Raw genomic sequence first — 25,230 nt, forward strand, 5'->3', positions numbered from 1 at the left:
CTGCGGTTTTTGTTATATTTTCGCTGCCTCGTCGGGAAAAAATAAAGAGAGAATCAACATGAAATGGCTATGTTCTGTAGGTGTCGCGGTGAGTCTGGCGTTGCAACCCGCGTTGGCGGACACTCTGTTTGGTAACCATCCGCTGACGCCAGAAGCGCGGGATGCCTTCGTTACCGATTTACTCAAGCAGATGACCGTGGATGAGAAAATTGGGCAACTCCGTTTGATAAGCGTCGGGCCTGATAATCCGAAGGAAGCCATCCGCGAGATGATCAAAGACGGGCAGGTTGGGGCAATTTTTAACACCGTCACACGCCAGGATATCCGCAAAATGCAGGATCAGGTGATGGAACTCAGCCGCCTGAAAATTCCTCTCTTTTTTGCCTACGACGTATTACACGGTCAGCGTACCGTGTTCCCAATTAGCCTCGGTCTGGCGTCCTCCTTTAATCTCGATGCGGTCAGAACCGTTGGTCGGGTTTCTGCGTATGAAGCCGCCGATGATGGTCTGAATATGACCTGGGCGCCGATGGTCGACGTCTCGCGCGATCCGCGCTGGGGGCGTGCCTCAGAAGGATTTGGTGAAGATACGTATTTGACCGCCACAATGGGCAAAACCATGGTGGAAGCGATGCAGGGGAAAAGCCCGGCCGACAGGTATTCAGTGATGACCAGCGTTAAGCACTTCGCCGCCTATGGCGCGGTTGAGGGCGGCAAGGAATATAACACCGTCGATATGAGCCCGCAGCGTCTGTTCAACGACTACATGCCGCCGTACAAAGCCGGACTGGATGCTGGTAGCGGTGCGGTGATGGTAGGGCTTAATTCGCTGAACGGCACGCCAGCAACCTCGGATGCCTGGCTGTTAAAAGACGTGCTGCGCGATGAGTGGGGCTTTAAGGGCATCACCGTTTCCGATCACGGCGCGATTAAGGAACTGATTAAGCACGGCACCGCCTCCGATCCTGAAGATGCAGTGCGCGTGGCGATCAAGTCCGGCATCAACATGAGCATGAGCGATGAGTATTACAGCAAATACCTGCCGGGGTTGATTAAGTCAGGCAAAGTCACGATGGCGGAACTGGATGACGCCGCGCGCCACGTGCTGAACGTGAAATATGATATGGGGCTGTTTAACGATCCGTACAGCCATCTGGGGGCCAAAGAATCTGACCCGCAGGACACCAATGCGGAAAGCCGATTGCATCGCAAAGAAGCGCGTGAAGTGGCGCGTGAAAGTCTGGTACTGCTGAAGAACCGTCTGGAAACATTGCCGCTGAAAAAATCCGCCACCGTGGCGGTTGTCGGTCCGCTGGCTGACAGCAAGCGTGATGTCATGGGCAGTTGGTCTGCTGCCGGTGTGGCCGATCAGTCGGTAACGGTGCTTACGGGGATTAAAAACGCCATCGGTGAGCAGGGTAAAGTGGTGTACGCGAAAGGGGCGAACATCACCAACGACAAAGGCATTGTTGATTTCCTCAATCTGTATGAAGAGGCGGTGAAGGTTGACCCGCGTTCGCCGCAGGCGATGATCGATGAGGCCGTTAACGCCGCGAAGCAGTCTGACGTCGTGGTCGCGGTCGTCGGTGAGGCGCAGGGAATGGCGCATGAAGCTTCCAGCCGCACCGATATCACTATTCCACAGAGTCAGCGTGACCTGATTACTGCGCTGAAAGCCACGGGTAAACCGTTGGTTCTGGTGCTGATGAATGGACGTCCGCTGGCGCTGGTTAAGGAAGACCAACAGGCCGATGCGATCCTTGAAACCTGGTTTGCCGGGACGGAAGGCGGTAACGCCATCGCCGATGTGCTGTTTGGCGATTACAACCCGTCAGGTAAGCTGCCGATGTCTTTCCCGCGCTCTGTTGGACAGATCCCGGTCTATTACAGCCATCTCAATACCGGCCGCCCATATAATGCCGATAAGCCGAATAAGTACACGTCGCGCTACTTTGATGAAGCGAATGGTCCGTTGTATCCCTTTGGCTATGGCCTGAGCTATACCACGTTCACGGTTTCTGATGTGAAACTCTCCTCCCCAACGATGAAGCGTGACGGGACAGTGACGGCCAGCGTGCAGGTGACCAACACCGGCAAGCGCGAAGGTGCGACGGTTATTCAGATGTATTTGCAGGATGTGACCGCGTCAATGAGTCGTCCGGTAAAACAGCTGAAAGGTTTTGAGAAAGTAAATCTTAAGCCGGGCGAAACCCAGACCGTAAGCTTCCCGATTGACGTTGAAGCGCTGAAGTTTTGGAACCAGCGCATGCAATACGATGCGGAACCGGGCAAGTTCAACGTCTTTATCGGCGTTGATTCCGCCAGAGTGAAGCAGGGCGAATTTGAGCTGCTGTAATTGATGAATAAAGCCACGCATCATGCCTGATGGCGTTACGCTTACCAGGCTGACTAAATAGAATCATCCGGCAAATTCACTTTGGGTTTGCCGGATTTTTTTATTTTATTATCGCCTTACCGCTAATAACTCTCAGTGTTACTACCCAATTGCCAGGTTAAGGCTTGATTTTTCGACTATGCTTTTTCCTCAAGTCTCTGAAAAGGGCCGCAAAAGGATGAGGAGTACAGCATGATAATCTCAAAAGTATGGGGGGGCTCACTGGCGCTTTTAGCCGCGATAAGCTTACCCTTACAGGCCGCGTCACCCGTCACGGTCGGTTCAAAAATAGATACCGAAGGGGCGCTGCTCGGCAACATTATTTTGCAGGTGCTCGAAAGTCACGGCGTGAAAACCGTCAATAAAGTACAACTGGGTACCACTCCGGTAGTGCGTGGCGCCATCACCTCCGGTGAGCTGGATATTTATCCGGAATATACCGGCAATGGGGCATTCTTTTTTAAAGATGAGAATGATCCTGCGTGGAAGAATGCGCAGGCCGGTTTCGACAAAGTGAAAAAGCTGGACGCAGAGCAAAATAAGCTGGTCTGGCTAACGCCTGCGCCCGCCAACAATACCTGGACCATTGCTATACGCCAGGATATCGCACAAAAGAACAAGCTAGAGTCGCTTGCTGATTTAGGTCGTTACCTGAAAGACGGGGGAACGTTCAAGCTTGCCGCCTCTGCGGAATTCATCGAACGCGCTGACGCGTTGCCTGCGTTTGAAAAAGCCTATGATTTCAAGCTGAAGCAAAATCAGTTGTTGTCGCTGGCGGGTGGTGATACCGCGGTGACAATTAAAGCGGCGGCGCAGCAGACTTCTGGAGTCAATGCGGCGATGGCCTACGGCACCGACGGTCCGGTTGCGGCGCTCGGTCTGCAAACATTAAGCGATCCAAAAGGCGTCCAGCCCATTTATGCCCCTGCGCCCGTTGTGCGTGAATCGGTACTGAAGGACTACCCGCAAATGGGAGAATGGCTACAACCGGTATTTGCCAGCCTGGATGAAAAAACGCTGCAACAACTGAATGCCAGTATTGCCGTGGAGGGGCTGGATGCGAAAAAAGTCGCAGCAGACTACCTGAAGCAAAAAGGATGGGTGAAGTAACGGAGTTTGCAGCGGGTGGGTGTTTTGTCGAAAATTTCAGTAAATCGGGTGTTGCTGCTGCTGGTGCTTCTTACCTTCGCGGCGGCAGCGCTTCCTTTCATTAGCTATGCTCCCAATCGCCTGGTTTCCGGCGAAGGTCGTCAACTCTGGGATATCCGGCCCGACATGGCGTGGGGATTGGCGGTGGCTTGCTTGCTGCTGTTTCTTCTGTGCTTTGTACCGGGAAAGTCAGGCAATATATTGACGCTTGTTATTAGCCAGCTGTTGGTGATTGCGGCGCTGGTAACCGCAGGAGCAACGGCAACGTATCTGGCCCAGACCGGTAGCCCGCTGGCCAGAACCAGTCTGGGCAGCGGGTTCTGGTTGGGACTGGGGCTGATGCTGCTGGCCGCCAGTGACGCCATTCGTCGCATCACCGAACAGGCGTCATGGCGATGGCTGTTGCATGCGCAAATGTTTATTTTGCCGCTGGTACTTTTGTTCTCCGGCACGTTTAACGATCTTTCTCTGCTTAAAGAATATGCCAACCGTCAGGATGTCTTTAATGACGCACTGGCGCAACATCTGACAATTCTGTTCGCTACCGTGGTGCCCGCGATGCTTATTGGCGTGCCGCTGGGCGTCTGGTGTGCTTTTTCTGTCGCTCGCCAGGGGCCGGTATTTGCTGCACTGAATATCATCCAGACCATTCCCTCCGTCGCGCTGTTTGGCCTGTTAATTGCGCCCCTCGCCGGGCTGGTGAAGCACTTTCCGGTGTTGGGTTCGCTTGGCGTCGCCGGAACCGGTCTGACGCCTGCGCTTATTGCGTTGGTACTGTATGCGCTCTTACCGCTGGTTCGCGGCGTAGTGGCTGGATTGAATCAGGTTCCACGCGATGTGCTGGAAAGCGCCCGGGCGATGGGGATGAGCGCGCGGCAGCGGTTTATCTCGGTACAATTTCCACTGGCGTTGCCGGTCTTCTTGCGCAGCTTGCGGGTGGTCATGATCCAGACAGTGGGGATGGCGGTGATTGCCGCGCTGATTGGCGCAGGGGGATTTGGCGCGCTGGTCTTTCAGGGATTGCTCAGTAGCGCCGTTGATTTAGTTCTGCTGGGTGTGATCCCGGTAGTTGTGCTGGCAGTGTTGATTGATGCGCTGTTTGATTTAGGTCTCGCGCTGCTAAAGGTATCGAATAATGATTGAATTTCGCCATGTCAGTAAAACCTATGGTCAGCACAGGGCCGTCGATGACCTTAATCTGCAGTTAGGGGAGGGCAGCTTTTCGGTATTAATTGGTACGTCGGGTTCGGGGAAGTCCACCACGCTGAAGATGATCAACCGTCTGGTTGAGCATGACAGCGGGCAGATCCGATTTGCCGGGGAGGAGATCCGCAGCCTACCGGTGCTGGAGTTACGACGACGTATGGGGTACGCGATTCAGTCGATTGGTTTGTTTCCACACTGGACCGTTGCGCAGAACATCGCCACCGTACCACAGCTGCAAAAGTGGTCGCGCTCACGTATTGATGACCGAACAGATGAACTGATGGCACTGCTGGGTCTTGAGGCGAGTTTGCGTCACCGTTATCCGCATCAGCTTTCCGGCGGACAGCAGCAGCGGGTCGGGGTTGCGCGTGCGTTGGCGGCAGACCCGCAGGTGCTATTGATGGATGAGCCTTTTGGCGCGTTGGATCCGGTCACCCGCGGTGCGCTGCAACTGGAGATGACGCGCATTCACCGTCTGCTGGGGCGTACCATTGTGCTGGTGACACATGATATCGATGAGGCGCTGAGGCTGGCGGAGCATCTGGTTCTGATGGATGCAGGAAAGGTTGTGCAGCAAGGTGCGCCGATGTCGATGCTGACTGCGCCAGCGAATGATTTCGTGCAAACCTTTTTTGGCCGTAGTGAACTGGGCGTAAGGCTGTTGTCACTGCGCACGGTAGGTGATTTTATCCGTCGCGGCGAACGCTCAGATGGTGAACCGCTGGTGGATGAGATGACGCTTCGTGATGCGTTGTCGGTGTTTGTGGCGCGCGGTTGCGAGGTTTTACCGGTTGTGACGCCGCAGGGGTTGCCTTGCGGGACGCTTCATTTTCGCGATCTGCTTTCGGAGATGCCGACCCGTGAAACGTCTTGCTGATCCGCTGCTTTGGCTGGTTGTCCTGTTCCTGATCCTGTTGGTCGGGTTACCGCACAGTCAGGCCCTGTTTAGTTCGCTGTTCCCCGAGTTGCCGCGACCGGTGTATCAGCAGGAAAGTTTTACGACGCTGGCGTTAAGCCACTTTGCGCTGGTGGGGATTTCAAGTCTTATCGCCGTCATCATCGGCACGGGGGCGGGAGTTGTGGTAACCCGGTCCTGGGGCGTGGAATTCAGGCCGATGGTGGAAACGATTGCCGCCGTGGGGCAGACTTTTCCTCCGGTCGCCGTGCTGGCAATCGCCGTACCGGTGATGGGGTTTGGGCTTGAACCCGCGATTATCGCGCTGATCCTGTATGGCGTGTTACCGATCCTGCAGGCAACGCTGGCGGGACTTGGCGGCATTTCTCCCAGCGTGATGGAGGTAGCCAGCGGAATGGGAATGAGTCAGAGCCAGCGGCTGCGCAAAGTGGAGTTGCCGCTGGCGGCACCGGTCATCCTGGCGGGGATTCGCACGTCGGTGATTATTAATATCGGCACCGCAACAATCGCCTCAACCGTCGGGGCGAACACGCTGGGCACGCCGATTATTATCGGGCTTAGCGGGTTCAATACCGCTTATGTGATTCAGGGCGCGCTGCTGGTCGCGCTGGCGGCAGTGATAGTTGATCGCGGGTTTGAGCGATTAGCGAGCCGCCTTACCCGGCACGTAAAATGAATGTGTAGCCTGCCAGCATGACGCCGCCGATACCGCCGATAGCCATTAGCAGAAAGAGGGTGATAACACCGATTTTAGCTGCGCTCATTATGCACTCCTTATGTGAATTCAAGGATTGTACACGTTTGTTAATAGAATATTAAATACCGAGTGGATAAATATCGTGACCTAACGCGCGCCATTCGTTCAACTGTTGCTGCTGTGCGGGCGTTTGGCTCTCGCCGCACCAGACGAGTAAGGTTCGACCTTCAAACAACTCCGGTCGCAATTGGTTCAGCGAGTGGGCGAGGACGTCAACGCGCCATCCCTGCTGGCTGGCTACCCAACCCTCCAGCCATAAACGGGTGGTATCGTGAATGTTCCAGCCGACAACCAGGGCGTCTTTACCCTGTTTCTTGCGCGCCGAAGCCAGACAAATTGCGATGTAGTTGATGAGGACGCCGTCGAGGATCCCCAGTAACGCCTGCAGGATCGGCTGTTGGCATTGCAGACGTCGGCGTAACGGAATGAACAAATGGGTGTTGAGCGTTTGTGCGGGATAATCCTGACCGCGCTCCTTGATCCACAGTCTGAGGCTATGCAAATTATTACTTTGCAAATAGCTCAACAGCGTCTCTTGTTGTTCGCGCCAGCCGTTATGGACATCAATGTTCTCATTGCTGAGCAGCATTTTTACCTTACTGACCTGAACGCCGTTGTTTATCCAGCGTTTTATCTCACGGATCCTGTCGATATCCGCGTCGTTAAACAGGCGATGCCCGCCGTCTGTCCGCTGCGGTTTGAGTAATCCGTAACGCCTCTGCCACGCGCGTAAAGTGACAGGGTTGATATCACAAAGCAAAGCCACTTCACCTATTGTGTAAAGCGCCATCGTCGTCTCACTTATGCTCGCGAGGTCCCAGTTTTACTTTAGACGCTCTTTTGCGAACCAGGTAGTTTTGTCTGTTTTTTGTTCAACGAATGGGTGAATTTGTAGTCATGCTCGCGCTTTCGAGTGATCGTTCTCACAAATTCCTTTTTTTTTGCAACACTTCAAAGAAAGTTACGCGCAGCCCATGTATGTTACGCGCTTTTAAGTGATGTGTGGTTGGCGGGTATGTACGAGTTTAATCTGGTGTTGCTGCTGCTTCAGCAGATGTGTGTGTTTCTCGTTATCGCGTGGCTCATGAGCAAAACGCGTTTGTTTATCCCGCTGATGCAGGTCACGATCCGGCTCCCGCATAAGCTGCTTTGCTACGTCACCTTTTCCATTTTCTGCATTTTGGGCACCTATTTCGGGCTGCACATTGATGATTCTATTGCCAACACCCGTGCTATCGGCGCGGTGATGGGCGGGCTGCTTGGCGGCCCGGTGGTTGGCGGTTTAGTCGGCCTGACCGGCGGCTTACATCGTTATTCCATGGGTGGAATGACGGCGCTCAGTTGCATGATTTCAACCATTGTGGAAGGTTTACTCGGCGGGCTGGTGCACAGTGTACTCACCCGTCGCGGTCGCACCGATAAAGTCTTTAGCCCACTGACCGCGGGGGCTATTACCTTTGTTGCCGAACTGGTGCAGATGCTGATCATCTTATTAATTGCTCGTCCGTTCGATGACGCGTTTCGACTGGTCAGCAATATCGCCGCGCCGATGATGGTGACTAATACCGTGGGCGCGGCCCTGTTTATGCGTATTTTGCTCGATAAACGGGCGATGTTTGAAAAATATACCTCCGCTTTTTCCGCCACAGCGCTCAAAGTTGCTGCTTCCACGGAAGGTATATTGCGCCAGGGATTCAACGAGGTTAACAGCATGAAGGTTGCCCAGGTGCTGTATGAGGAGCTGGATATCGGTGCCGTGGCGATTACCGATCGTGAGAAGCTGCTGGCATTTACCGGTATTGGCGACGACCATCATCTGCCCGGTAAACCGATTTCCTCCTCGTACACCCAACGGGCGATAGAAACCGGCGAGGTGGTGTATGCCGATGGGAATGAAGTCCCTTACCGCTGCTCTTTGCATCCGCAATGTAAATTAGGCTCAACGTTGGTCATCCCTTTGCGGGGCGAAAACCAGCGGGTGATGGGGACTATCAAGCTGTATGAAGCCAAAAACCGTCTCTTTAGCTCGATCAACCGCACGCTGGGGGAAGGGATCGCCCAACTGCTTTCGGCGCAGATTCTGGCCGGGCAGTATGAGCGGCAAAAAGCGATGCTGACGCAGTCGGAAATCAAACTCCTGCATGCACAGGTGAATCCCCATTTTCTGTTTAATGCGCTCAACACCATTAAAGCCGTAATCCGACGCGATAGCGAGCAGGCCAGTCAACTGGTGCAGTATTTGTCGACGTTCTTTCGCAAAAACTTAAAGCGCCCGTCGGAGATTGTGACGCTGGCCGATGAAATTGAGCATGTTAACGCCTATCTGCAAATTGAAAAGGCGCGCTTTCAGTCGCGCCTGCAGGTGACCTTAACGGTGCCAGATGCGCTTGCTCATCAGCAATTACCCGCTTTCACCTTACAACCGATCGTGGAGAATGCCATCAAGCATGGTACCTCTCAGCTACTGGATACCGGGGAAGTGTCGATTACCGCCCGCCGCGAAGGGCTGTATCTGATGCTGGATATTGAAGACAACGCCGGGTTGTATCAGCCAACGTCTGAGGCCAGCGGATTGGGTATGAATCTGGTCGATAAACGACTGCGCGAGCGGTTTGGCGACGATTTTGGCATCAGCGTAGCGTGTGAACCTGACCGTTTTACCCGAATCACTTTACGACTTCCTCTGGAGGAACTGGCATGATCAAAGTGCTGATTGTCGATGACGAACCGTTAGCGCGGGAGAATCTGCGGATCCTGTTGCAGGAGCAAAGCGACATCGAGATTGTCGGGGAATGCTCGAATGCGGTGGAAGCCATCGGCGCGGTGCATAAGCTGCGTCCGGATGTCCTGTTTCTTGATATTCAGATGCCGCGTATCAGCGGCCTGGAAATGGTCGGCATGCTTGATCCCGAGCATCGCCCGTACATTGTTTTCCTTACCGCCTTTGATGAGTATGCGGTGAAGGCCTTTGAAGAACACGCGTTTGATTATCTGCTCAAACCGATTGAAGAAGCGCGGCTGGAAAAAACGCTGATCCGTTTACGCCAGGAGCGCACCAAGCAGGATGTATCACTACTGCCCGAGAATCAGCAGGCGCTGAAGTTTATTCCGTGCAGCGGTCATAGCCGAATTTATCTGCTGCAAATGGATGATGTGGCGTTTATCAGCAGCCGTATGAGCGGCGTGTATGTGACCAGTAGTGATGGTAAAGAGGGGTTCACCGAACTGACGCTCAGAACGCTGGAAAGTCGTACTCCTCTGCTGCGCTGTCACCGGCAATATCTGGTGAATATGGCGCAATTGCAGGAGATCCGTCTGGAAGATAACGGTCAGGCGGAGCTGATTTTGCGAAACGGCCTGACCGTTCCGGTAAGCCGCCGTTATCTTAAAAGTCTAAAAGAGGCGATTGGACTGTAAAACTGATACACTGCGCGCCATTGCATCACCGACAGTTGAAGGCTCTATGCTAAGTAACGATATTCTTCGTAGCCTGCGCTACACCCTGAAAGCGGACAATAACGACATGGTGCGTATTCTTGCGCTTGCTGACATGGAATCCACCTCCGCAGGTTTCGATACCTGGATGACAAAAGAAGATGAAGACGGGTTTGTGCGCTGCCCGGATATCATTCTCTCCGGTTTTTTAAACGGACTGATTTATCATCTGCGTGGTAAAGATGATTCTGCGCCGGAACTGGCGCTTGAGCGTCGTGTTAACAACAATACGGTACTGAAAAAGCTGCGTATCGCCTTTTCGCTGAAAACCGATGATATTCTGGCCATTATGACCGGGCAGAAGTTTCGTGTGTCGATGCCGGAAATCACCGCCATGATGCGCGCACCGGACCATAAGAACTATCGCGAATGCGGCGATCAGTTTCTACGTTATTTCCTGCGAGGTTTGACCTTCCACGTGCATAACGCGAAGTCTTAAAGCGTAAAGCGGGCGACCACGATGAATATCGGGTCGCCGGTGGTTTACTTCACTTCTTTAAAACCCGCCGATTCCATTACCGTTTGCATTTGCTTCATGCTGATGTTTTTATCGGCATTCTCAGAAAGCTTCATCCCGGAAATTGCCTGCAATGCTTTTATATCAACTTTTTCCATATCGATAGTGACATTTTCCTGCGCGTAGGTATCTGTATAGCTGAGCTTTTCTTCTATACCCGCGATATTTTGATATTTAGCGCTTAACGCGTCGAATACTTTCGCTGCTTCTTCTTTATTGCTGGCACCGATCGATGCATAGCTGATTTTACTTTCGGAGATCTGTTTCAGAACCTTATCGCCTTTATAGGTGTAAGAGACGGTAATATCCGAACCGTAAAGGTTGGCATTAAATGTTTTTGTCTCTTCTTTATCACCACATCCCGTCAGAGAAAAAACGACAACCGACGCTGCGACAAGTGAAACTAATTTTTGAAACGCTTTCATGTAAAACTCCATTTCATGAATGTTGGATGCTAAATAATAGCGCCAATGAATTTGATGGGTCCGAACGGCCTTAATAGCAGAGCAGTATAGAATAAATCTAATCGCGTTGGCTGAGCAGTCCGAAAATGGAGTGAGGCAGTGTGTTTAAGATTAGGGATAAAATCATTCAGCAAAAAAAGCGCTGCAGTTGCAGCGCTTGAGATGTCTGATTTACTTCACCTGTTGGCCAGGTTTTGCGCCTTCGTCCGGGCTTAACAGGAAGATATCTTTTCCGCCAGGACCTGCCGCCATTACCATCCCTTCAGAAATGCCGAAGCGCATCTTACGAGGAGCCAGGTTAGCAACCATAATGGTCTGGCGTCCAATCAGGGTTTGTGGATCCGGATAAGCAGAACGAATGCCGGAGAAGACGTTACGCTTCTCGCCGCCGAGATCCAGCGTTAGACGCAGCAGTTTGTCGGAACCTTCCACGAATTCAGCGTTTTCAATTAGCGCCACGCGCAGGTCAACTTTGGCGAAATCGTCAAAGGTGATGGTTTCCTGAATTGGATCATCCGCCAGCGGGCCGATTACCGGTGCGGCAGCGGCTTTCACTTCTTCTTTCGATGCTTCCACCAGCGCTTCAACTTGTTTCATGTCAATGCGATTGTAGAGCGCCTTAAAGGTGTTGACCTTGTGACCGAGCAGCGGCTGCTCAATGGCATCCCAGCTCAGTTCGCAGTTCAGGAACGCTTCCACACGTTCAGCAAGCGTTGGCAGAACCGGCTTCAGGTAAGTCATCAGCACACGGAACAGGTTGATACCCATGGAACAGATCGCCTGCAGGTCGGCATCGCGGCCTTCCTGTTTAGCCACGACCCACGGAGCCTGTTCGTCAACGTAGCGGTTTGCCACGTCGGCCAGCGCCATGATTTCACGGATAGCTTTGCCGAATTCACGACTTTCCCACGCTTCGCCAATCACCGTTGCGGCGTCGGTGAAGGTTTTATACAACGCCGGATCGGCCAGCTCAGCCGCCAGAACGCCGTCAAAACGCTTAGCGATAAAGCCCGCGTTACGTGAAGCCAGGTTGACCACTTTGTTAACGATATCGGCGTTTACGCGCTGGACAAAGTCTTCCAGGTTCAGGTCGATGTCATCAATGCGTGAAGAAAGCTTCGCGGTGTAGTAGTAGCGCAGGCTGTCGGCATCAAAGTGCTTCAGCCAGGTGCTGGCCTTAATAAAGGTGCCGCGAGATTTGGACATCTTCGCGCCGTTCACCGTCACATAACCGTGTACGAACAGATTGGTCGGCTTACGGAAATTGCTGCCTTCCAGCATGGCAGGCCAGAACAGACTGTGGAAATAGACGATGTCTTTGCCAATGAAGTGATAAAGCTCGGCGTCGGAATCTTTCTTCCAGTACTCTTCAAAACTGGTGGTGTCACCACGCTTATCGCACAGGTTTTTGAACGAACCCATGTAGCCAATAGGCGCATCCAGCCAGACGTAGAAGTACTTGCCTGGCGCATCCGGGATTTCAAAACCGAAGTACGGGGCATCGCGGGAAATATCCCACTGCTGCAGGCCGGACTCGAACCATTCCTGCATTTTGTTGGCAACCTGCTCCTGTAACGCGCCGCTGCGCGTCCAGGCCTGCAGCATCTCGCTGAAGGACGGCAGGTCAAAGAAGAAGTGTTCGGAGTCGCGCATTACCGGCGTCGCGCCAGAAACGACGGATTTCGGCTCGATAAGTTCGGTCGGGCTGTAGGTTGCGCCACAGACTTCACAGTTATCGCCGTATTGATCCGGTGATTTACATTTCGGGCAGGTGCCTTTAACAAAACGGTCCGGCAGGAACATGCCTTTTTCCGGATCGTAAAGCTGGGAGATTGTACGGTTCTTAATAAAACCGTTCTCCTTCAGGCGCGTGTAAATCAGCTCAGACAGCTCACGGTTCTCTTCGCTGTGCGTAGAGTGGTAGTTGTCATAGCTGATGTCAAAACCTGCAAAATCAGTCTGATGCTCCTGACTCATTTCACCGATCATCTGCTCTGGCGTGATCCCAAGCTGCTGCGCTTTCAGCATGATTGGCGTGCCGTGAGCGTCGTCCGCGCAGATGAAGTTAACCTGGTGGCCGCGCATTCGCTGGTAACGGACCCAGACATCAGCCTGGATGTGCTCCAGCATATGGCCGAGGTGGATTGAGCCGTTGGCGTACGGCAGTGCGCACGTTACCAGAATTTTCTTCGCGACTTGAGTCATAGTGGGCAATTACTTCTTTTGTAGTGAAAAGGGCTTTGATAGTACCAAAATGGTAATTACTGCGCCAAGCGATAAGGGCATTTATCCGTAAATGAATAATTGTTGCGGTTGGAGTAAACTACCTGGTGACTATTGTATATTCAGAACAACAAAAAGGAGTCGGGATGAACGCACAATCCCAGGCCAAATCACCAGAGACCCTGCGCGCCATGGTTGCCGGGACGCTGGCGAATTTTCAGCATTCAACCCTGAAGCATAATCTGACGACGCTTAAAGCGTTGCACCACGTCGCCTGGATGGATGACACGTTGCACGTTGAGCTGGTCATGCCGTTTGTCTGGCATAGCGCGTTTGAGGAATTAAAAGAGCAATGTAGCGCCGATCTGTTGCGTATTACCGGTGCGAAAGCGATCGACTGGAAGCTGTCGCATAACATTGCGACGCTGAAACGCGTGAAAAACCAGCCAGGCATTAATGGTGTAAAAAACATTATCGCCGTCAGTTCGGGTAAAGGCGGCGTGGGTAAATCTTCTACCGCCGTGAACCTGGCTTTGGCGCTGGCTGCGGAAGGCGCGAAGGTAGGGATTCTGGACGCCGATATTTATGGGCCGTCTATCCCAACGATGCTCGGCGCGGAAAACCAGCGGCCAACCTCGCCAGACGGTACCCACATGGCGCCGATCATGTCTCACGGTCTGGCGACGAACTCTATTGGTTATCTGGTCACTGACGATAACGCAATGGTGTGGCGTGGTCCGATGGCCAGCAAAGCACTGCTGCAGATGCTGCAGGAAACCCTATGGCCGGATCTTGATTACCTGGTACTGGATATGCCGCCGGGCACCGGTGACATCCAGTTGACGCTGGCGCAGAACATTCCGGTCACGGGGGCTGTTGTGGTGACCACTCCGCAGGACATTGCGCTTATCGATGCGAAAAAAGGCATCGTGATGTTCGAAAAAGTCGAAGTGCCGGTGCTGGGTATTGTTGAGAATATGAGCATGCATATTTGCAGCAACTGCGGTCATCATGAGCCAATCTTTGGCACCGGAGGCGCGCAGAAGCTGGCTGAGCAGTATCACACCCAACTGCTGGGACAGATGCCGCTGCATATCTCTCTGCGTGAAGACCTCGATCGTGGTACCCCGACGGTTATCAGTCGTCCTGACAGTGAATTTACCGCCATTTACCGTGACCTGGCTGGGCGTGTAGCTGCCCAGCTTTACTGGCAGGGTGAAGTTATTCCGGGCGAGATTGCCTTTCGCGCCGTGTAATTAACCGCGTGACAGATATTCACCGCATCATAATAAATTGATGCGGTGAATGTATGGGGTGAATAAACTTCGTTATATTGTTTATCCTGCCTGTATAATCCATGTCTTTTTCTGAATAAATCGCTTCAATGCATCATTTGAATTGATCAAATTCATCCTATTAATCTACAATCTCAATTAGTTCTGGTGAGAGAGTTAACCATTACTCACAGCCAGACGGCTTGCACGCTGTTTCCGCCCAATACAGGAATAATGAATGCTATGAAAATTAGTTTATTCTTGGGAGTTATTACTCTGATGTATGGAATGAGCGCTTCTGTTTTTGCCGCAGAGACTGCCACCGTGAATATAAGTGGTCGAGTAACCGAGCCTACCTGCAGCACTGATGTTGTCAATAACGAAGTGCAGCAACGCTGTGGCAATGCCGTTTCCTTTTCAAACGTCAGAGAGGGTGTCTCCAAACCAACAAAAGGTGCGGTAACGGAAATTGTTACTGTCCCCGGCGACGCTACACGGCAGATTGTGCTGACTCGTTATGATTAGAAAGTCTTTTATTAACCATGTATTTTTGTGGTGAATGATACATGGTTAATTATTTCCTCAAAGAATTTCACTCCGACAGTTAATCTCCTAAATTTATTAATTTATAAACAATAAAGAACTCAATTTATTTGTTGCAATTATATTGCACTTTGTAACTTGTTTTAAATCAATAAAACAACGCGTTTACATTGCGGTAACGTTTCTAGTGTGCGAATTTAATTTCAAGAGTTAAACCCTCTTAACAAATAGAATTCAATTCATTAAGGAAGATACTATGAAACGTTCAGTTATTTCTGCTGTTGTACTGTCTGCTGTATTTATGAGCGCTGGGGCTTTTGCTGCTGATACCGATCAGGGTGAACTGATTATTACTGGTAAGGTGGTTGGAACAACCTGTAAATTTACGGGTGACTCCACGGCGACCATTGGTATGAACCAAATTGGTGCTGACAGATTAAATACCTTAAGTGCGGGTGGTGTTTATGACGGATACTCAAATAAGACTACCGTGCCATTGACTGTTGAATGTACCGGGGATAAAGCACCGAAAATTACTTTCTCCAGTTCTCAATTTGATAGCACTAATAAATATATTACACGAAATACTGCCGCAAATAATGGTGCTGGCTTCTCCGTTTACTATGGTGATGACTTTACTAAACAGGTTAACCCAGATACAGGTATTGAGTTAACCAAAACCGCAGACAATAAATATACGCTGAACTTTAGCGCACGCTACGCAAAAATTGGTACTGCCGCTGTTTCCGCTGGTGACGTTGCCTCTTCGCTGACGATGACTGTTGTTACTGATTAAGATTGCTATCCTGTTTATCGGCGGCTCTGGTCGCCGATTATTTCCGTAGTAAGGATAATTATAATGAAAAATATAATAGCATTATTATTAGCTGGCACAGTATTGCCTGCATGGGGTGGGGTGTACATTTACGGCACACGTGTCATTTATCCGGCACAGAAAAAAGAAATTACCGTACAGTTAATGAATGAAGGTAGCCGTAGTTCCCTGGTTCAGTCCTGGATAGATGACGGAGATACCAGCCTGCCACCAGAAAAAATCCAGGTGCCATTCGTGATGAATCCTCCCGTGGCTAAGGTCAGCGGAGGTTCCGGCCAACAACTCAAAATCAGGCAACTGGCAAATACGCTGCCAAAAGATCGTGAAAGCCTTTTTTTTCTTAATGTGTTGGATATTCCTCCTAATTCTGCGGAATCAGCAGGGAAGAATATGATTAAATTTGCTATGCAGAATCGCATCAAATTTATATATCGTCCGCAGGGCATTGCCGGTGTAGATGAAAAAAGCTTTTCTCGCTTAAGCGTCAAATATATCAGTGGTGGCATTAATATCAAAAACAATTCTGCCAACTGGATAACGATACCTGAGCTCGTGGGTAATTCAAAAATAAACAGCGAGACAGTGTTGCTTGCTCCGTGGTCAGATAAAAAGGTTGTCACTGCTGCTGTCGTTAATCATTACAAGGTTACTCTTATTGACGATCACGGAAACTACTTAAGTGAAAAAATAAAAACGGAAAGATAGTCAAGGACTGATTATGTCAAAGATAAACTCCATTACACTGGCAATCTTGTCAGTGTTAGCCACTTCATCCTCATGGGCTGAAGAAGACACGTTTGATACAAATTTTATGATCGGCGGTTTGAACGGCGAGAAAATCTCTCGCTATCAAATTGATGGTGATAAGCCAATGCCCGGCATATATGAAATGGATGTTTATCTTAATAACCAGTGGCGTGGCCGGTACGAAATTAATATCAACGCTGATCCTGACGCGACATGTCTGTCCTGGGCACAATTGCAGCAAATTGGTATTCGCACAGAGAATATTAAAACGGATAAAAAAGAGGAGTGCGTGCCGCTACGTGAAGCAGTTCAGGGCGGCAGTGTTGGTTATGACATCGGGCAATTTATTTTGAATCTAAGCGTTCCGCAGGCGTATGTGCTGGAATATGAACCAGGATATATGCCGCCTGAAACCTGGGATCGCGGTGTTAACGCTTTTTATACCTCTTATTACGCCAGCCAGTATTACAGTAATTATAAACACGGTGGTGATGATAAAAGCAGCTATGTGAACCTGAATAGCGGGTTGAACCTGTCAGGGTGGCAGTTGCACTCAAATGCCAACTATACCAAAGGCAACGAGGGCAGCGGCAACTGGAAAAGTAATACGCTATATATGGAGCGAGGTATCCCACAAATACTTGGCACGCTACGTACCGGAGATATGTATACCGGCGCGGATATCTTTGATGCGGTACGTTTTCGTGGTGTGCGTATCTGGCGCGATATGCAAATGTTACCGAACTCAAAACAGAATTTTACCCCAGTAGTCCGCGGGATTGCCCAGAGCAACGCGCTGGTAACCATCGAACAAAACGGCTTTGTTATTTACCAGAAAGAAGTTCCACCTGGCCCATTTGCTATTGATGATCTCCAGCTCGCTGGCGGTGGTGCGGATTTAGATGTGAGCTTGAAAGAAGCGGATGGTTCGGTATCTCGTTATCTGGTGCCTTATTCATCTGTACCAAATATGCTGCAGTCGGGCGTATCGAAATATGATTTTGCTGCTGGGCGCAGTCATATAGAGGGGGCTGGCAATCAGTATGATTTCCTGCAAGGTAGCTATCAATATGGTCTGAACAATCTGCTTACGGTCTATGGCGGCACTATGCTGTCACAAAACTATACCTCATTTGTGCTCGGGACCGGTTGGAATACACCCATTGGCGCAGTATCGGTAGACGCCACGCGATCGCATAGTGAGCAGGACAATGGTGATGTTTTTGATGGTCAGAGTTATCAGGTTGCGTGGAATAAGTATGTCGCTCAGACCGGCACGCAGTTTGCGCTGGCAGCTTTTCGTTACTCCTCGCGAAATTATCGTACCTTTAATGACTACGTATGGGCGAATAACAAAAATCACTATGACCGCGATGAAAATGATGTTTATGACGTTGCGGACTACTATCAGAACGATTTTGGTCGTAAGAACAGCTTTTCGCTAAATATCAATCAAGCGTTACCCGAGAACTGGGGATCCCTGGCCGTCAGCGGCCTGTGGCGCGACTATTGGCAGCGCAGTGGAACCGGCAAAGATTATCAGCTGAGCTACTCGAACGCCTGGCAGCGAGTCAGTTACACCTTGTCTGTTAGCCAGACCTATGATGAGAACAACCACGAGGATAAACGTTTTAACCTGTATATCTCCATCCCATTCTCGTGGGGGGATGGGATTTCCTCGCCGCGACGCGATTTGTTCGTATCCAACTCGACGACGTTTGATAATGACGGCTTTCAGTCGAGTAACACCAGTCTCAGCGGTGTTGCCGGAAACCGCGATCAGTTTAGTTTAGGGGCAAATCTGAGCCATCAACGTCAGGAGAGTGAGACAACGGCAGGTGGTAACCTGGTCTGGCGCGCGCCGATGGCGACCTTTGGCAGCAGTTATAGTCAATCGAATAAATATCAGCAGGCCAGCGGCAATATTCAGGGTGGGTTAGTCGTGTGGTCAGATGGTGTCGCGTTAGCTCCTCGGCTTTCAGATACATTCGCCATTGTTAAAGCGCCTGGGTTACAGGGCGCGGCCGTGCAGGGACATCGTTATCTAACAACTAACAGCAAAGGTTACGCGGTTTACGACAGTCTGACGCCGTATCGTGAAAATATGCTGATGCTGGATCTTTCCGACAGTAATAGCGATGTGGCGTTGCTGGGCAATCGAAAAGGCACAGTACCTTATCGCGGCGCGGTCGTGATGACGGAGTTTGAAACCGATCGGCGTAAACCCTGGTATTTCATTGCCGCGCGTTCGGACGGCTCTCCGTTATCGTTTGGTTATGAAGTGGAAGATGAACTTGGTAATAATGTTGGCCTGGTGGGGCAGGGTAGCCGGTTATTTATTCGTACCAATGATATTCCCGCTTCGGTACGCGTTGCAGTTAATAAACAACAGGGGCAGTTCTGTACGATTACCTTCGATAAGGCGATTGATGAGAATAAAGTCTATACTTGCCGCTAAGGATGCAAGATATGAAAGGATACGTATTTTTAATGTTTCTGCTGCTGTCATCCTTTGGCGCCGATGCCGGATGTACATTTCAGACAAAAAATGGTGCATTAACGACAATTAATCTGGATATGACATCTGGAACAGCAACGAACAAAATCAATCTCAGCTCCGGTAGCGATATAGTGTGTACTGCCAATAGTGACAGCTTATATTATACAACACCTCTCAAGGATTACATTGTTGCAATTCAGGGTAGCGGTGGCAAAAAGGTTTTAATAAATATCAATCTAACCAGCAATGATTTTCCTGTTAGCATTGGGAAGAAAACGGTTAGTGCCAGCGAAGTGTTGAATACCAAGGTTTTCACTATTACAGCAAGTTATGTAAATTCAGGAACGGCTAAGCAAACGGTTTCCGGTGATGCATTTAGCCTGAGCGACCCGGCGGTAAGCATAACCTCTGATAACTCGTGTACTTCAAACTGGCTTGCTTATCTTTATTGTTGGATTACCGGGCGTTTATCGAGTAATTCTGCATTTACGCAGAATATTAACTTTACTGTTACGCATAAACCGACGACCTGCCAGTTCTCCTTACCTCGATACGAAATTAAAATGCCAGATACCACATTAAATGAAATGAATACGGCAAATAATACAAAATCAGGATCTGCAAATTTGGTACTGAATTGCAATAGTGTTTATAACGTTACCACCAACCCCGTGAGTTTTAAGGTGGCTCGCGGTGACTGGGATGAAGGCGGGAAAATACTAAAAAATACGCTAACGAATGGCGCAAAAGGAGTGGGGTTCCAGATATATAACGGCACCGCGACGACTCCCCTAAAACTGGGGGATACTCTGATGAACAGAATAGCTAAACTGGATACAATCAACAATCAGTACACTTTCCCTATTACTGCGAAATATGTTCGTGTAACAGGAGAATCGTTACGGCCTGGTGAGGTTCAAAGTAAAGTCATATTTGCGGTATCTTATGACTAATTAGTGCGGTGTGATGTTTCTAAAAAATGTACCTTCGTGATGAAGGTACTTTTTTTTATCGGTGATAAAAAATCTCGCCGTCGTAGGCTTTAATGATCTTGGCATCGGCATCATTGACCAGCACGTAGGCGCCACCCATGTAGGTCCAGTGGGTACCTGCTGTTGGTGCAGGCAGGTTGCGCAGATTCCACTGTTTAATGGTGTATTCTTCGGTGAGATACAGTGGTGGAACCTTGTCACCGGGTTTGAAATGGGTGAAGTCAGCAATAAAGCTGCTCAGCTCATACTTATCGATACCTGTGGGCGCAGCTGTTGCAGCCGGCGCGGCCCAGACGACACTGCTTGCAAGCAGGAGTGCACCCAGCAACATTTTATTCTTCATACCCATCCTCTCTACCTCTTCGGGTCATCAAAATCAGTCATGTATCATTCCTGGCTTACAGGGCATCTGACAAGGACTTTTTTGTTATCACACCAGTAATTTCGTAAAAAGTGTAAATGAATGTACAGCATTGCGACAATTTCAAGCGGCATTTTAGCGATGAAGTATCACGTTTTTGCATATCAACTCAGAGTGGAGCTGTTAAACGACATACAGGAGTTGCTCCGGTCTCTGTGACCCGGAACAGCTGTCTTCAAGAAGACCCATAACTGGAATAGCGTTAAAAATTGATGCTTGTTTAATCAATTTATTTACTTTACTGTAAAGTAAATAAATACATGGGAGTTTGCTATGGTTAACTGGGGAAAATTATTATTTTTCATTATGTTAATGGCTTTTTCATGTCATCTTAACGCCTCTCTGCATGAGGGGGTATCTGTGGAACCAAAGACTGTTGAACGCTGTCTGGTCACGCGGGACCGTGAGCTGGCTTGCTCTCAGTGCACTGATTTGAATTATCAGCATATGCAGCTACGACTCAGCTATTTACGTTTTTTACTACTACAAAATAGTTTCACTATCCAAACCTATGACTATCTCTGGCGTGAACATCAACGAACAATGTCTTGCCTTGAAATCAGCAGATACATTGTCACAAAAGCAATCAATATTCTGCTATGCCCAGCAACGGTCACATTGCCCATACCTCAACCTGTTTTTAATTTGTGGCAAACATCGCATATGGCTTTTATTCAGCGTGCCAGGCCTCCGCACGTGTTTTCACTGCGCGACCCCATTGACTAAACGGAGGAAAACACGATGCTGGCTCACTTCTTTATTTTCCGTCCTGTATTCGCCGCGGTCATTGCTATTTGCATCGTTTCTGCCGGTATCCTGGCTCTTTTCACATTGCCTGTTGAGCAGTATCCGGATATTGCGCCTCCGGGGGTGAACGTTACGGCAAACTACCCAGGCGCTTCTGCGCAAAACGTTGAGGACAGCGTAACGCAGCTACTTGAACAGCAAATCAAAGGAATTGATGGTCTGCTTTATTTTTCTTCAACCAGCAGTTCAGCTGGTCAGTCTCGTATTAGTCTTAGCTTTGAACAAGGTATTAATCCCGATATAGCGCAGGTCCAGGTACAAAATGCTGTAAATCAGGCTATGACACGGCTACCGCAGGAAGTGCAACAACAGGGGCTTTCTGTGACTAAATCACAGGGAGATAGCCTGATGGTTATCGCCTTATATGACCAGAACGATCGTTTAACCAGTGTCGATATTAGCGACTTCCTTATCAATACGTTGCAGGAGCCCTTAAGTAGAATAAAGGGGGCGGGAGAAACAACTGTTTTTGGTGCGCAATATGCCATGCGGATTTGGCTCAACCCACACCAACTCAATAATTATGGTTTGATGCCATCAGATGTACAAACGGCTATCGAAGCACAAAACTCGCAAGTGACCAGCGGAGAGATTGGCTCTCTTCCTTCTCTCAATGATCAGTATCTGAATGCGACGGTGACCGCCCAGTCCCGCCTGGAAACATCAACGCAATTTGAAAGTATCATTCTTCGGACAAATAATGATGGTTCAGCTGTATATTTGCGAGATGTTGCTCGAATCGAACTTGGGGCTGAAAACTATCAGAATCTGACCACACTTAATGGTCATCCTGCTGCTGGAATATCTATTCAACTCGCATCCGGAGCTAATGCACTGGAAACTGCTGAAAAGATTCGCGTTGAAGTTAACAGATTAAAAGATCGGTTTCCGCAAGGCATTGTCGTTGCTTATCCTCGTGACAGTACACCGTTTGTGACGGTGTCCATCGGAAATGTTGTGCAGACGCTGATTGAAGCGATTGTTTTTGTTGTGGCGGTAATGTATCTATTTTTACAAAACTGGAGAGCCACATTAATCCCCTCATTGACGGTGCCCGTCGTATTATTGGGCACATTCGGCATCCTCAGTATGCTGGGTTATAGCATCAATACCTTAACACTCTTTGCCATGGTGCTTGCCATTGGGCTACTTGTCGACGACGCGATTGTCGTGGTTGAGAATGTCGAACGAGTGATGGAAGAAGAACATCTCGATCCGCTGCAGGCTACGCTCCACTCCATGCGGGAAATAACCGGTGCATTAATAGGTATCGCGCTGGTCTTATCCGCCGTTTTTATTCCAATTGCGTTTTTTGGTGGTTCAGTCGGCATTATTTACCGCCAGTTCACAGTGACCATTGTTTCTGCTATGTCGCTTTCCGTGCTGGTTGCACTGACTTTAACCCCTACGTTGTGCGCTCATTTGCTTAAAAGCCGAAATGAGAAGAAAGGTAAATTCTTCACTCATTTCAACAGGTATGTCGAAAAAAGTCAGCATCGCTACATTAATATGCTTGCGCAAATATCAGCGCGTCCTGTGAGAATCATTATTCTCGCTTTTCTGATGTCGATGTTCATGGTTTGGCAATATCAAAAACTCGCGACCAGTTTTCTTCCGGAGGAGGACCAGGGGGCAATATCAATCCAGTTCACTCTTCCTCCAGGGGCGCCAATGTCAATGACTCAGAAGGTTGGAGATGAAATCACACGCTATTTTATGACACAGGAGAGTGCCAATCTTAACGCTATATTTACGGTCGCTGGCCGAAATAACGCAGGTAGCGGGCAAAATGTGGGAATGTCCGTTGCTGAGTTAAAGCACTGGGACGAGCGTCAGGGTGAAACGAACAGCGCTCAGGCTATTATCGCAAGGGCTAATCAATATTTTAATCAAACGTCTCAGAACGCAGCTATCAGCATTGTATCTCCACCCACAGTTCGTGGGCTGGGACAATCCAGTGGGTTCGAATTATGGCTTCAGGATATTTCAGACCGCGGTTATCACAGTCTTAATCAGGCGCAAACAATGTTACTTACGGCCGCCAGAGAAAACCAAAATCTGAACGCTGTGCGAGTGAACAGCCTTGCCGCAAAGGCGTTGCTGCAGGTAGATATTGACAGACAAAAAGCACAAGCTCACGGCCTTGAACAGGCGGATATCAACGAAACTCTTTCTGCTGCATGGGGAGGGATTTATGTTAATGACTTTATTGACCGTGGCCGAGTAAAACGGGTTTATATACAAGGTGATGCGCCATGGCGTTCAATACCTGAAAACTTATCCGCCTGGTTTGTACGTAACAGTAGCGATGATATGACCTCATTCGCCAGTTTTGCCTCCTTCCGCTGGACTACTGGTCCACAAATGCTTCAGCGATTCAATGGATTACCTGCTGTGCAATTTCAAGGAGATGCAGCTCCCGGCATAAGTTCTGGGGCAGCAATGGCTGAAATGGTCAGGCTGATAGCGCCAATCGAAGGATTTGATCTGCAGTGGAGCGGGATATCATGGCAAGAACAGGCTTCCTCGGCACAGACACTGTGGGTATATCTTGCCTCCGTTGCGTTCGTATTTTTGTGTCTGGCTGCTTTATATGAAAGCTGGTCTGTGCCTATTGCTGTGCTTCTGATTATCCCACTTGGGGTTCTCGGCGCAGTGAGTGCAGCCTTAATCGCCGGGTTCGAAAATGATGTCTACTTCCAGGTAGGTATACTAACAACGATGGGGCTGTCAGCAAAAAATGCAATTCTCATTATTGAATTCGCTCTGGCGCAAATCCGCAGGGGTAAACCGTTGATTCAGGCCGCTTTTGAAGGCGCAAGATTACGCTTACGTCCTGTCATCATGACGTCTCTGGCATTTGTTGTTGGAGTTATCCCTCTGGTACTCTCTACGGGCGCAGGGGCCTCCAGCCAGAAAGAGATTGGAACTTCGGTAATCGGCGGTATGCTCACAGGCACGTTACTGACGCTGCTCTTTGTCCCACTGTTTTTTATTCTCATTCAGCAGGGAATCTCGAGACTGAAAAAAGGCAAACGTAAGGAATGCAATAATGGTTAATCAACGTGGGCGGCCAATGAAGTCCCGCCCTCGCATTTTACAAACGGCATGTGAGCTGTTTCTCAAGCATGGCATTGACGTGTCCCTTGATACTATCGCCAGTGAAGCAGGGACAACGCGGCCGACCCTTTACAGCCATTTTCCGGGGGGAAAGGATGCTCTCCTGCTGGCGACGTTTGAATTTCTGAATGACAAAATGCAGCCGCCTTTACGCCAGCTACTCCAGGAGCAACTGGATTTTCCCGATCTCCTGAGAGGTTTTGCCCGGGTTGTACAGAATCATTTCTATACCCCTGAGAATATCCATTTCCAGCGATTATTGATTCAAGTGCTGGTTCAAAAGCCCGATTTACACGTTATGCTGGAACAAAGAAACTCTGGACGCGTTTTGCAGGCGCTGACAGAAATTCTGGAACAGAAAAATAATGAAGGAATAGTCACGTTAGATAATCCGGAATTACAGGCTACTGCTTTCCTCGGGGCCATTATGGGATATCTGCTTCCTGGAGCAATAATCTCGCAAAAAGCAGTTGATCCCCATAAACTTGAGAAACTGGCTGAATGTTCAATTGCAACCTTTCTGTCTGCCTGGGGATTTAAGAGCGGATGATCGTGGTGTCTCAGCATTGAGACGCGCTACGAAATGCCTGAGTGGATGACGACGCCTGCGGCAATGAGCGCCCCTTCCAGAATAAACCGCTGCTGTTCACCTCCCTCGCTGGCTGGTAAAGTATGCGGTGTGGATATATTCCGCCATTCAGTAAATGGATAGCAGGGGCTTAAGTATGTAAGTTTCCCTTACTGTCCTTTTAATATTATTGAGTTTTATGTAACAACGACTCGGGGTGCCCTTCCTTGTGAAGGCTGAGAAATACCCGTACCACCTGATCTGGATAATGCCAGCGTAGGGAAGTCTGACACTGCTCGTG

At 49.8% G+C, this 25,230-nt stretch carries 22 protein-coding genes and 1 riboswitch; of the genes, 17 read left to right on the top strand and 5 right to left on the bottom strand.

Annotated elements, in window-relative coordinates:
• Positions 1-58: 58 nt before the first annotated feature.
• The 5 genes from bglX to OGV80_RS22485 all read left to right on the top strand — a co-directional run bounded on the left by bglX (position 59) and on the right by OGV80_RS22485 (position 6,342).
• On the top strand, positions 59-2,356 hold the full coding sequence (gene bglX / locus OGV80_RS22465) for a beta-glucosidase BglX (protein ID WP_080624927.1): 2,298 nt from the start codon (positions 59-61) through the stop codon (positions 2,354-2,356).
• A 231-nt stretch (positions 2,357-2,587) separates the two neighbouring features.
• The gene (osmF, locus tag OGV80_RS22470) at positions 2,588-3,505 is read left to right on the top strand and encodes a glycine betaine ABC transporter substrate-binding protein OsmF (protein ID WP_047410003.1); all 918 of its coding nucleotides are present in this window, start codon (positions 2,588-2,590) and stop codon (positions 3,503-3,505) included.
• Between the two features lie 15 nt (positions 3,506-3,520).
• On the top strand, positions 3,521-4,687 hold the full coding sequence (locus tag OGV80_RS22475; protein WP_043016936.1) for an ABC transporter permease: 1,167 nt from the start codon (positions 3,521-3,523) through the stop codon (positions 4,685-4,687).
• Positions 4,680-5,627, top strand: a complete 948-nt coding sequence (locus OGV80_RS22480; protein ID WP_043016935.1) for an ABC transporter ATP-binding protein — start codon at positions 4,680-4,682, stop codon at positions 5,625-5,627. Before OGV80_RS22475 ends, OGV80_RS22480 begins: the two co-directional genes overlap by 8 nt.
• On the top strand, positions 5,611-6,342 hold the full coding sequence (locus OGV80_RS22485) for an ABC transporter permease (RefSeq protein ID WP_043016934.1): 732 nt from the start codon (positions 5,611-5,613) through the stop codon (positions 6,340-6,342). The genes OGV80_RS22480 and OGV80_RS22485 overlap by 17 nt, the downstream gene beginning before the upstream one ends.
• Here OGV80_RS22485 and OGV80_RS22490 read toward each other — a convergent pair.
• Positions 6,323-6,430, bottom strand: coding sequence for a protein YohO (locus OGV80_RS22490; protein WP_003027354.1), 108 nt, complete (start codon positions 6,428-6,430; stop codon positions 6,323-6,325). The genes OGV80_RS22485 and OGV80_RS22490 overlap by 20 nt on opposite strands.
• Before the next feature lie 51 nt (positions 6,431-6,481).
• A complete protein-coding gene (gene mlrA, locus OGV80_RS22495) occupies positions 6,482-7,213 on the bottom strand; it encodes an HTH-type transcriptional regulator MlrA (protein ID WP_043016933.1) in 732 nt (243 codons plus the stop codon).
• A gap of 225 nt (positions 7,214-7,438) precedes the next feature.
• Here mlrA and OGV80_RS22500 point away from each other — a divergent pair, with 225 nt between their 5' ends.
• From OGV80_RS22500 to OGV80_RS22510, 3 genes are read left to right on the top strand one after another with little or no spacing between them, the layout of a single operon-like run.
• Positions 7,439-9,124: a sensor histidine kinase gene (locus OGV80_RS22500; RefSeq protein ID WP_043016932.1), complete on the top strand. Its 1,686-nt coding sequence runs from the start codon at positions 7,439-7,441 to the stop codon at positions 9,122-9,124.
• Positions 9,121-9,840 carry a two-component system response regulator BtsR gene (gene btsR / locus OGV80_RS22505; protein WP_003840155.1) on the top strand — a complete coding sequence of 240 codons (720 nt, stop codon included), beginning with the start codon at positions 9,121-9,123 and terminating at the stop codon, positions 9,838-9,840. The genes OGV80_RS22500 and btsR overlap by 4 nt, the downstream gene beginning before the upstream one ends.
• 46 nt (positions 9,841-9,886) lie before the next feature.
• Positions 9,887-10,357 (top strand): YehS family protein, encoded by a 471-nt coding sequence (locus tag OGV80_RS22510; protein WP_087052616.1) that lies wholly within the window; start codon positions 9,887-9,889, stop codon positions 10,355-10,357.
• Between the two features lie 44 nt (positions 10,358-10,401).
• Here the strand turns inward: OGV80_RS22510 and OGV80_RS22515 are convergent, their stop codons facing one another.
• Complete coding sequence (locus OGV80_RS22515) at positions 10,402-10,860, bottom strand: YehR family lipoprotein (RefSeq protein WP_087052530.1); 459 nt, start codon at positions 10,858-10,860, stop codon at positions 10,402-10,404.
• A gap of 210 nt (positions 10,861-11,070) precedes the next feature.
• Entirely contained in the window at positions 11,071-13,104 is a 2,034-nt protein-coding gene (gene metG, locus OGV80_RS22520; RefSeq protein WP_080624930.1) for a methionine--tRNA ligase, read from the bottom strand.
• Positions 13,105-13,268: 164 nt separating this feature from the next.
• Between metG and apbC the strand changes: the two genes are divergently transcribed.
• The 6 genes from apbC (at position 13,269) to OGV80_RS22550 (ending at position 19,974) form a co-directional block, all read left to right on the top strand.
• Positions 13,269-14,378, top strand: a complete 1,110-nt coding sequence (gene apbC, locus OGV80_RS22525; RefSeq protein ID WP_043016929.1) for an iron-sulfur cluster carrier protein ApbC — start codon at positions 13,269-13,271, stop codon at positions 14,376-14,378.
• Between the two features lie 261 nt (positions 14,379-14,639).
• Entirely contained in the window at positions 14,640-14,921 is a 282-nt protein-coding gene (locus tag OGV80_RS22530) for a DUF2574 family protein (RefSeq protein WP_075146373.1), read from the top strand.
• A 274-nt stretch (positions 14,922-15,195) separates the two neighbouring features.
• The gene (gene yehD, locus OGV80_RS22535; protein WP_087052531.1) at positions 15,196-15,735 is read left to right on the top strand and encodes a fimbrial protein YehD; all 540 of its coding nucleotides are present in this window, start codon (positions 15,196-15,198) and stop codon (positions 15,733-15,735) included.
• Between the two features lie 63 nt (positions 15,736-15,798).
• Positions 15,799-16,479 carry a fimbrial assembly chaperone gene (locus tag OGV80_RS22540; protein ID WP_087052532.1) on the top strand — a complete coding sequence of 227 codons (681 nt, stop codon included), beginning with the start codon at positions 15,799-15,801 and terminating at the stop codon, positions 16,477-16,479.
• A gap of 13 nt (positions 16,480-16,492) precedes the next feature.
• A complete protein-coding gene (locus tag OGV80_RS22545; protein WP_286515781.1) occupies positions 16,493-18,979 on the top strand; it encodes a fimbrial biogenesis outer membrane usher protein in 2,487 nt (828 codons plus the stop codon).
• Positions 18,980-18,990: 11 nt separating this feature from the next.
• Entirely contained in the window at positions 18,991-19,974 is a 984-nt protein-coding gene (locus tag OGV80_RS22550) for a fimbrial protein (RefSeq protein ID WP_286515782.1), read from the top strand.
• Positions 19,975-20,029: 55 nt separating this feature from the next.
• On the opposite strand, the gene OGV80_RS22555 is transcribed toward OGV80_RS22550, so the two are convergent.
• Positions 20,030-20,362: an RcnB family protein gene (locus tag OGV80_RS22555; protein WP_003834436.1), complete on the bottom strand. Its 333-nt coding sequence runs from the start codon at positions 20,360-20,362 to the stop codon at positions 20,030-20,032.
• A 345-nt stretch (positions 20,363-20,707) separates the two neighbouring features.
• On the opposite strand from OGV80_RS22555, the gene OGV80_RS22560 reads away from it, so the two are divergent.
• Genes OGV80_RS22560 through OGV80_RS22570 form a run of 3 tightly spaced genes read left to right on the top strand, consistent with a single transcriptional unit; the run spans position 20,708 to position 24,911 of the window.
• A complete protein-coding gene (locus OGV80_RS22560) occupies positions 20,708-21,160 on the top strand; it encodes a hypothetical protein (protein ID WP_140389849.1) in 453 nt (150 codons plus the stop codon).
• A 15-nt stretch (positions 21,161-21,175) separates the two neighbouring features.
• A complete protein-coding gene (locus OGV80_RS22565) occupies positions 21,176-24,301 on the top strand; it encodes an efflux RND transporter permease subunit (protein ID WP_286515784.1) in 3,126 nt (1,041 codons plus the stop codon).
• Positions 24,294-24,911 carry a TetR/AcrR family transcriptional regulator gene (locus OGV80_RS22570; protein WP_087052536.1) on the top strand — a complete coding sequence of 206 codons (618 nt, stop codon included), beginning with the start codon at positions 24,294-24,296 and terminating at the stop codon, positions 24,909-24,911. The genes OGV80_RS22565 and OGV80_RS22570 overlap by 8 nt, the downstream gene beginning before the upstream one ends.
• Positions 24,912-25,132: 221 nt before the next feature.
• A riboswitch (TPP riboswitch) is annotated at positions 25,133-25,229 on the top strand.
• Position 25,230 lies beyond the last annotated feature (1 nt).

This window comes from Citrobacter sp. Ce119, from assembly GCF_030334525.1.
Taxonomy (GTDB): Bacteria; Pseudomonadota; Gammaproteobacteria; order Enterobacterales; family Enterobacteriaceae; genus Citrobacter; species Citrobacter europaeus.

Excerpts from the sequence above, each read along its gene's own strand:
- osmF (WP_047410003.1), top strand. The coding sequence starts at position 2,588 with ATGATAATCTCAAAAGTATGGGGGGGCTCACTGGCGCTTTTAGCCGCG.
- OGV80_RS22480 (WP_043016935.1), top strand. The coding sequence starts at position 4,680 with ATGATTGAATTTCGCCATGTCAGTAAAACCTATGGTCAGCACAGGGCC.
- OGV80_RS22565 (WP_286515784.1), top strand. The coding sequence starts at position 21,176 with ATGCTGGCTCACTTCTTTATTTTCCGTCCTGTATTCGCCGCGGTCATT.
- bglX (WP_080624927.1), top strand. The coding sequence starts at position 59 with ATGAAATGGCTATGTTCTGTAGGTGTCGCGGTGAGTCTGGCGTTGCAA.
- OGV80_RS22490 (WP_003027354.1), bottom strand. The coding sequence starts at position 6,430 with ATGAGCGCAGCTAAAATCGGTGTTATCACCCTCTTTCTGCTAATGGCT.
- btsR (WP_003840155.1), top strand. The coding sequence starts at position 9,121 with ATGATCAAAGTGCTGATTGTCGATGACGAACCGTTAGCGCGGGAGAAT.
- OGV80_RS22540 (WP_087052532.1), top strand. The coding sequence starts at position 15,799 with ATGAAAAATATAATAGCATTATTATTAGCTGGCACAGTATTGCCTGCA.
- mlrA (WP_043016933.1), bottom strand. The coding sequence starts at position 7,213 with ATGGCGCTTTACACAATAGGTGAAGTGGCTTTGCTTTGTGATATCAAC.
- OGV80_RS22560 (WP_140389849.1), top strand. The coding sequence starts at position 20,708 with ATGGTTAACTGGGGAAAATTATTATTTTTCATTATGTTAATGGCTTTT.
- apbC (WP_043016929.1), top strand. The coding sequence starts at position 13,269 with ATGAACGCACAATCCCAGGCCAAATCACCAGAGACCCTGCGCGCCATG.
- OGV80_RS22545 (WP_286515781.1), top strand. The coding sequence starts at position 16,493 with ATGTCAAAGATAAACTCCATTACACTGGCAATCTTGTCAGTGTTAGCC.
- OGV80_RS22515 (WP_087052530.1), bottom strand. The coding sequence starts at position 10,860 with ATGAAAGCGTTTCAAAAATTAGTTTCACTTGTCGCAGCGTCGGTTGTC.
- OGV80_RS22550 (WP_286515782.1), top strand. The coding sequence starts at position 18,991 with ATGAAAGGATACGTATTTTTAATGTTTCTGCTGCTGTCATCCTTTGGC.
- OGV80_RS22570 (WP_087052536.1), top strand. The coding sequence starts at position 24,294 with ATGGTTAATCAACGTGGGCGGCCAATGAAGTCCCGCCCTCGCATTTTA.
- OGV80_RS22530 (WP_075146373.1), top strand. The coding sequence starts at position 14,640 with ATGAAAATTAGTTTATTCTTGGGAGTTATTACTCTGATGTATGGAATG.
- OGV80_RS22510 (WP_087052616.1), top strand. The coding sequence starts at position 9,887 with ATGCTAAGTAACGATATTCTTCGTAGCCTGCGCTACACCCTGAAAGCG.
- yehD (WP_087052531.1), top strand. The coding sequence starts at position 15,196 with ATGAAACGTTCAGTTATTTCTGCTGTTGTACTGTCTGCTGTATTTATG.
- metG (WP_080624930.1), bottom strand. The coding sequence starts at position 13,104 with ATGACTCAAGTCGCGAAGAAAATTCTGGTAACGTGCGCACTGCCGTAC.
- OGV80_RS22500 (WP_043016932.1), top strand. The coding sequence starts at position 7,439 with ATGTACGAGTTTAATCTGGTGTTGCTGCTGCTTCAGCAGATGTGTGTG.
- OGV80_RS22555 (WP_003834436.1), bottom strand. The coding sequence starts at position 20,362 with ATGGGTATGAAGAATAAAATGTTGCTGGGTGCACTCCTGCTTGCAAGC.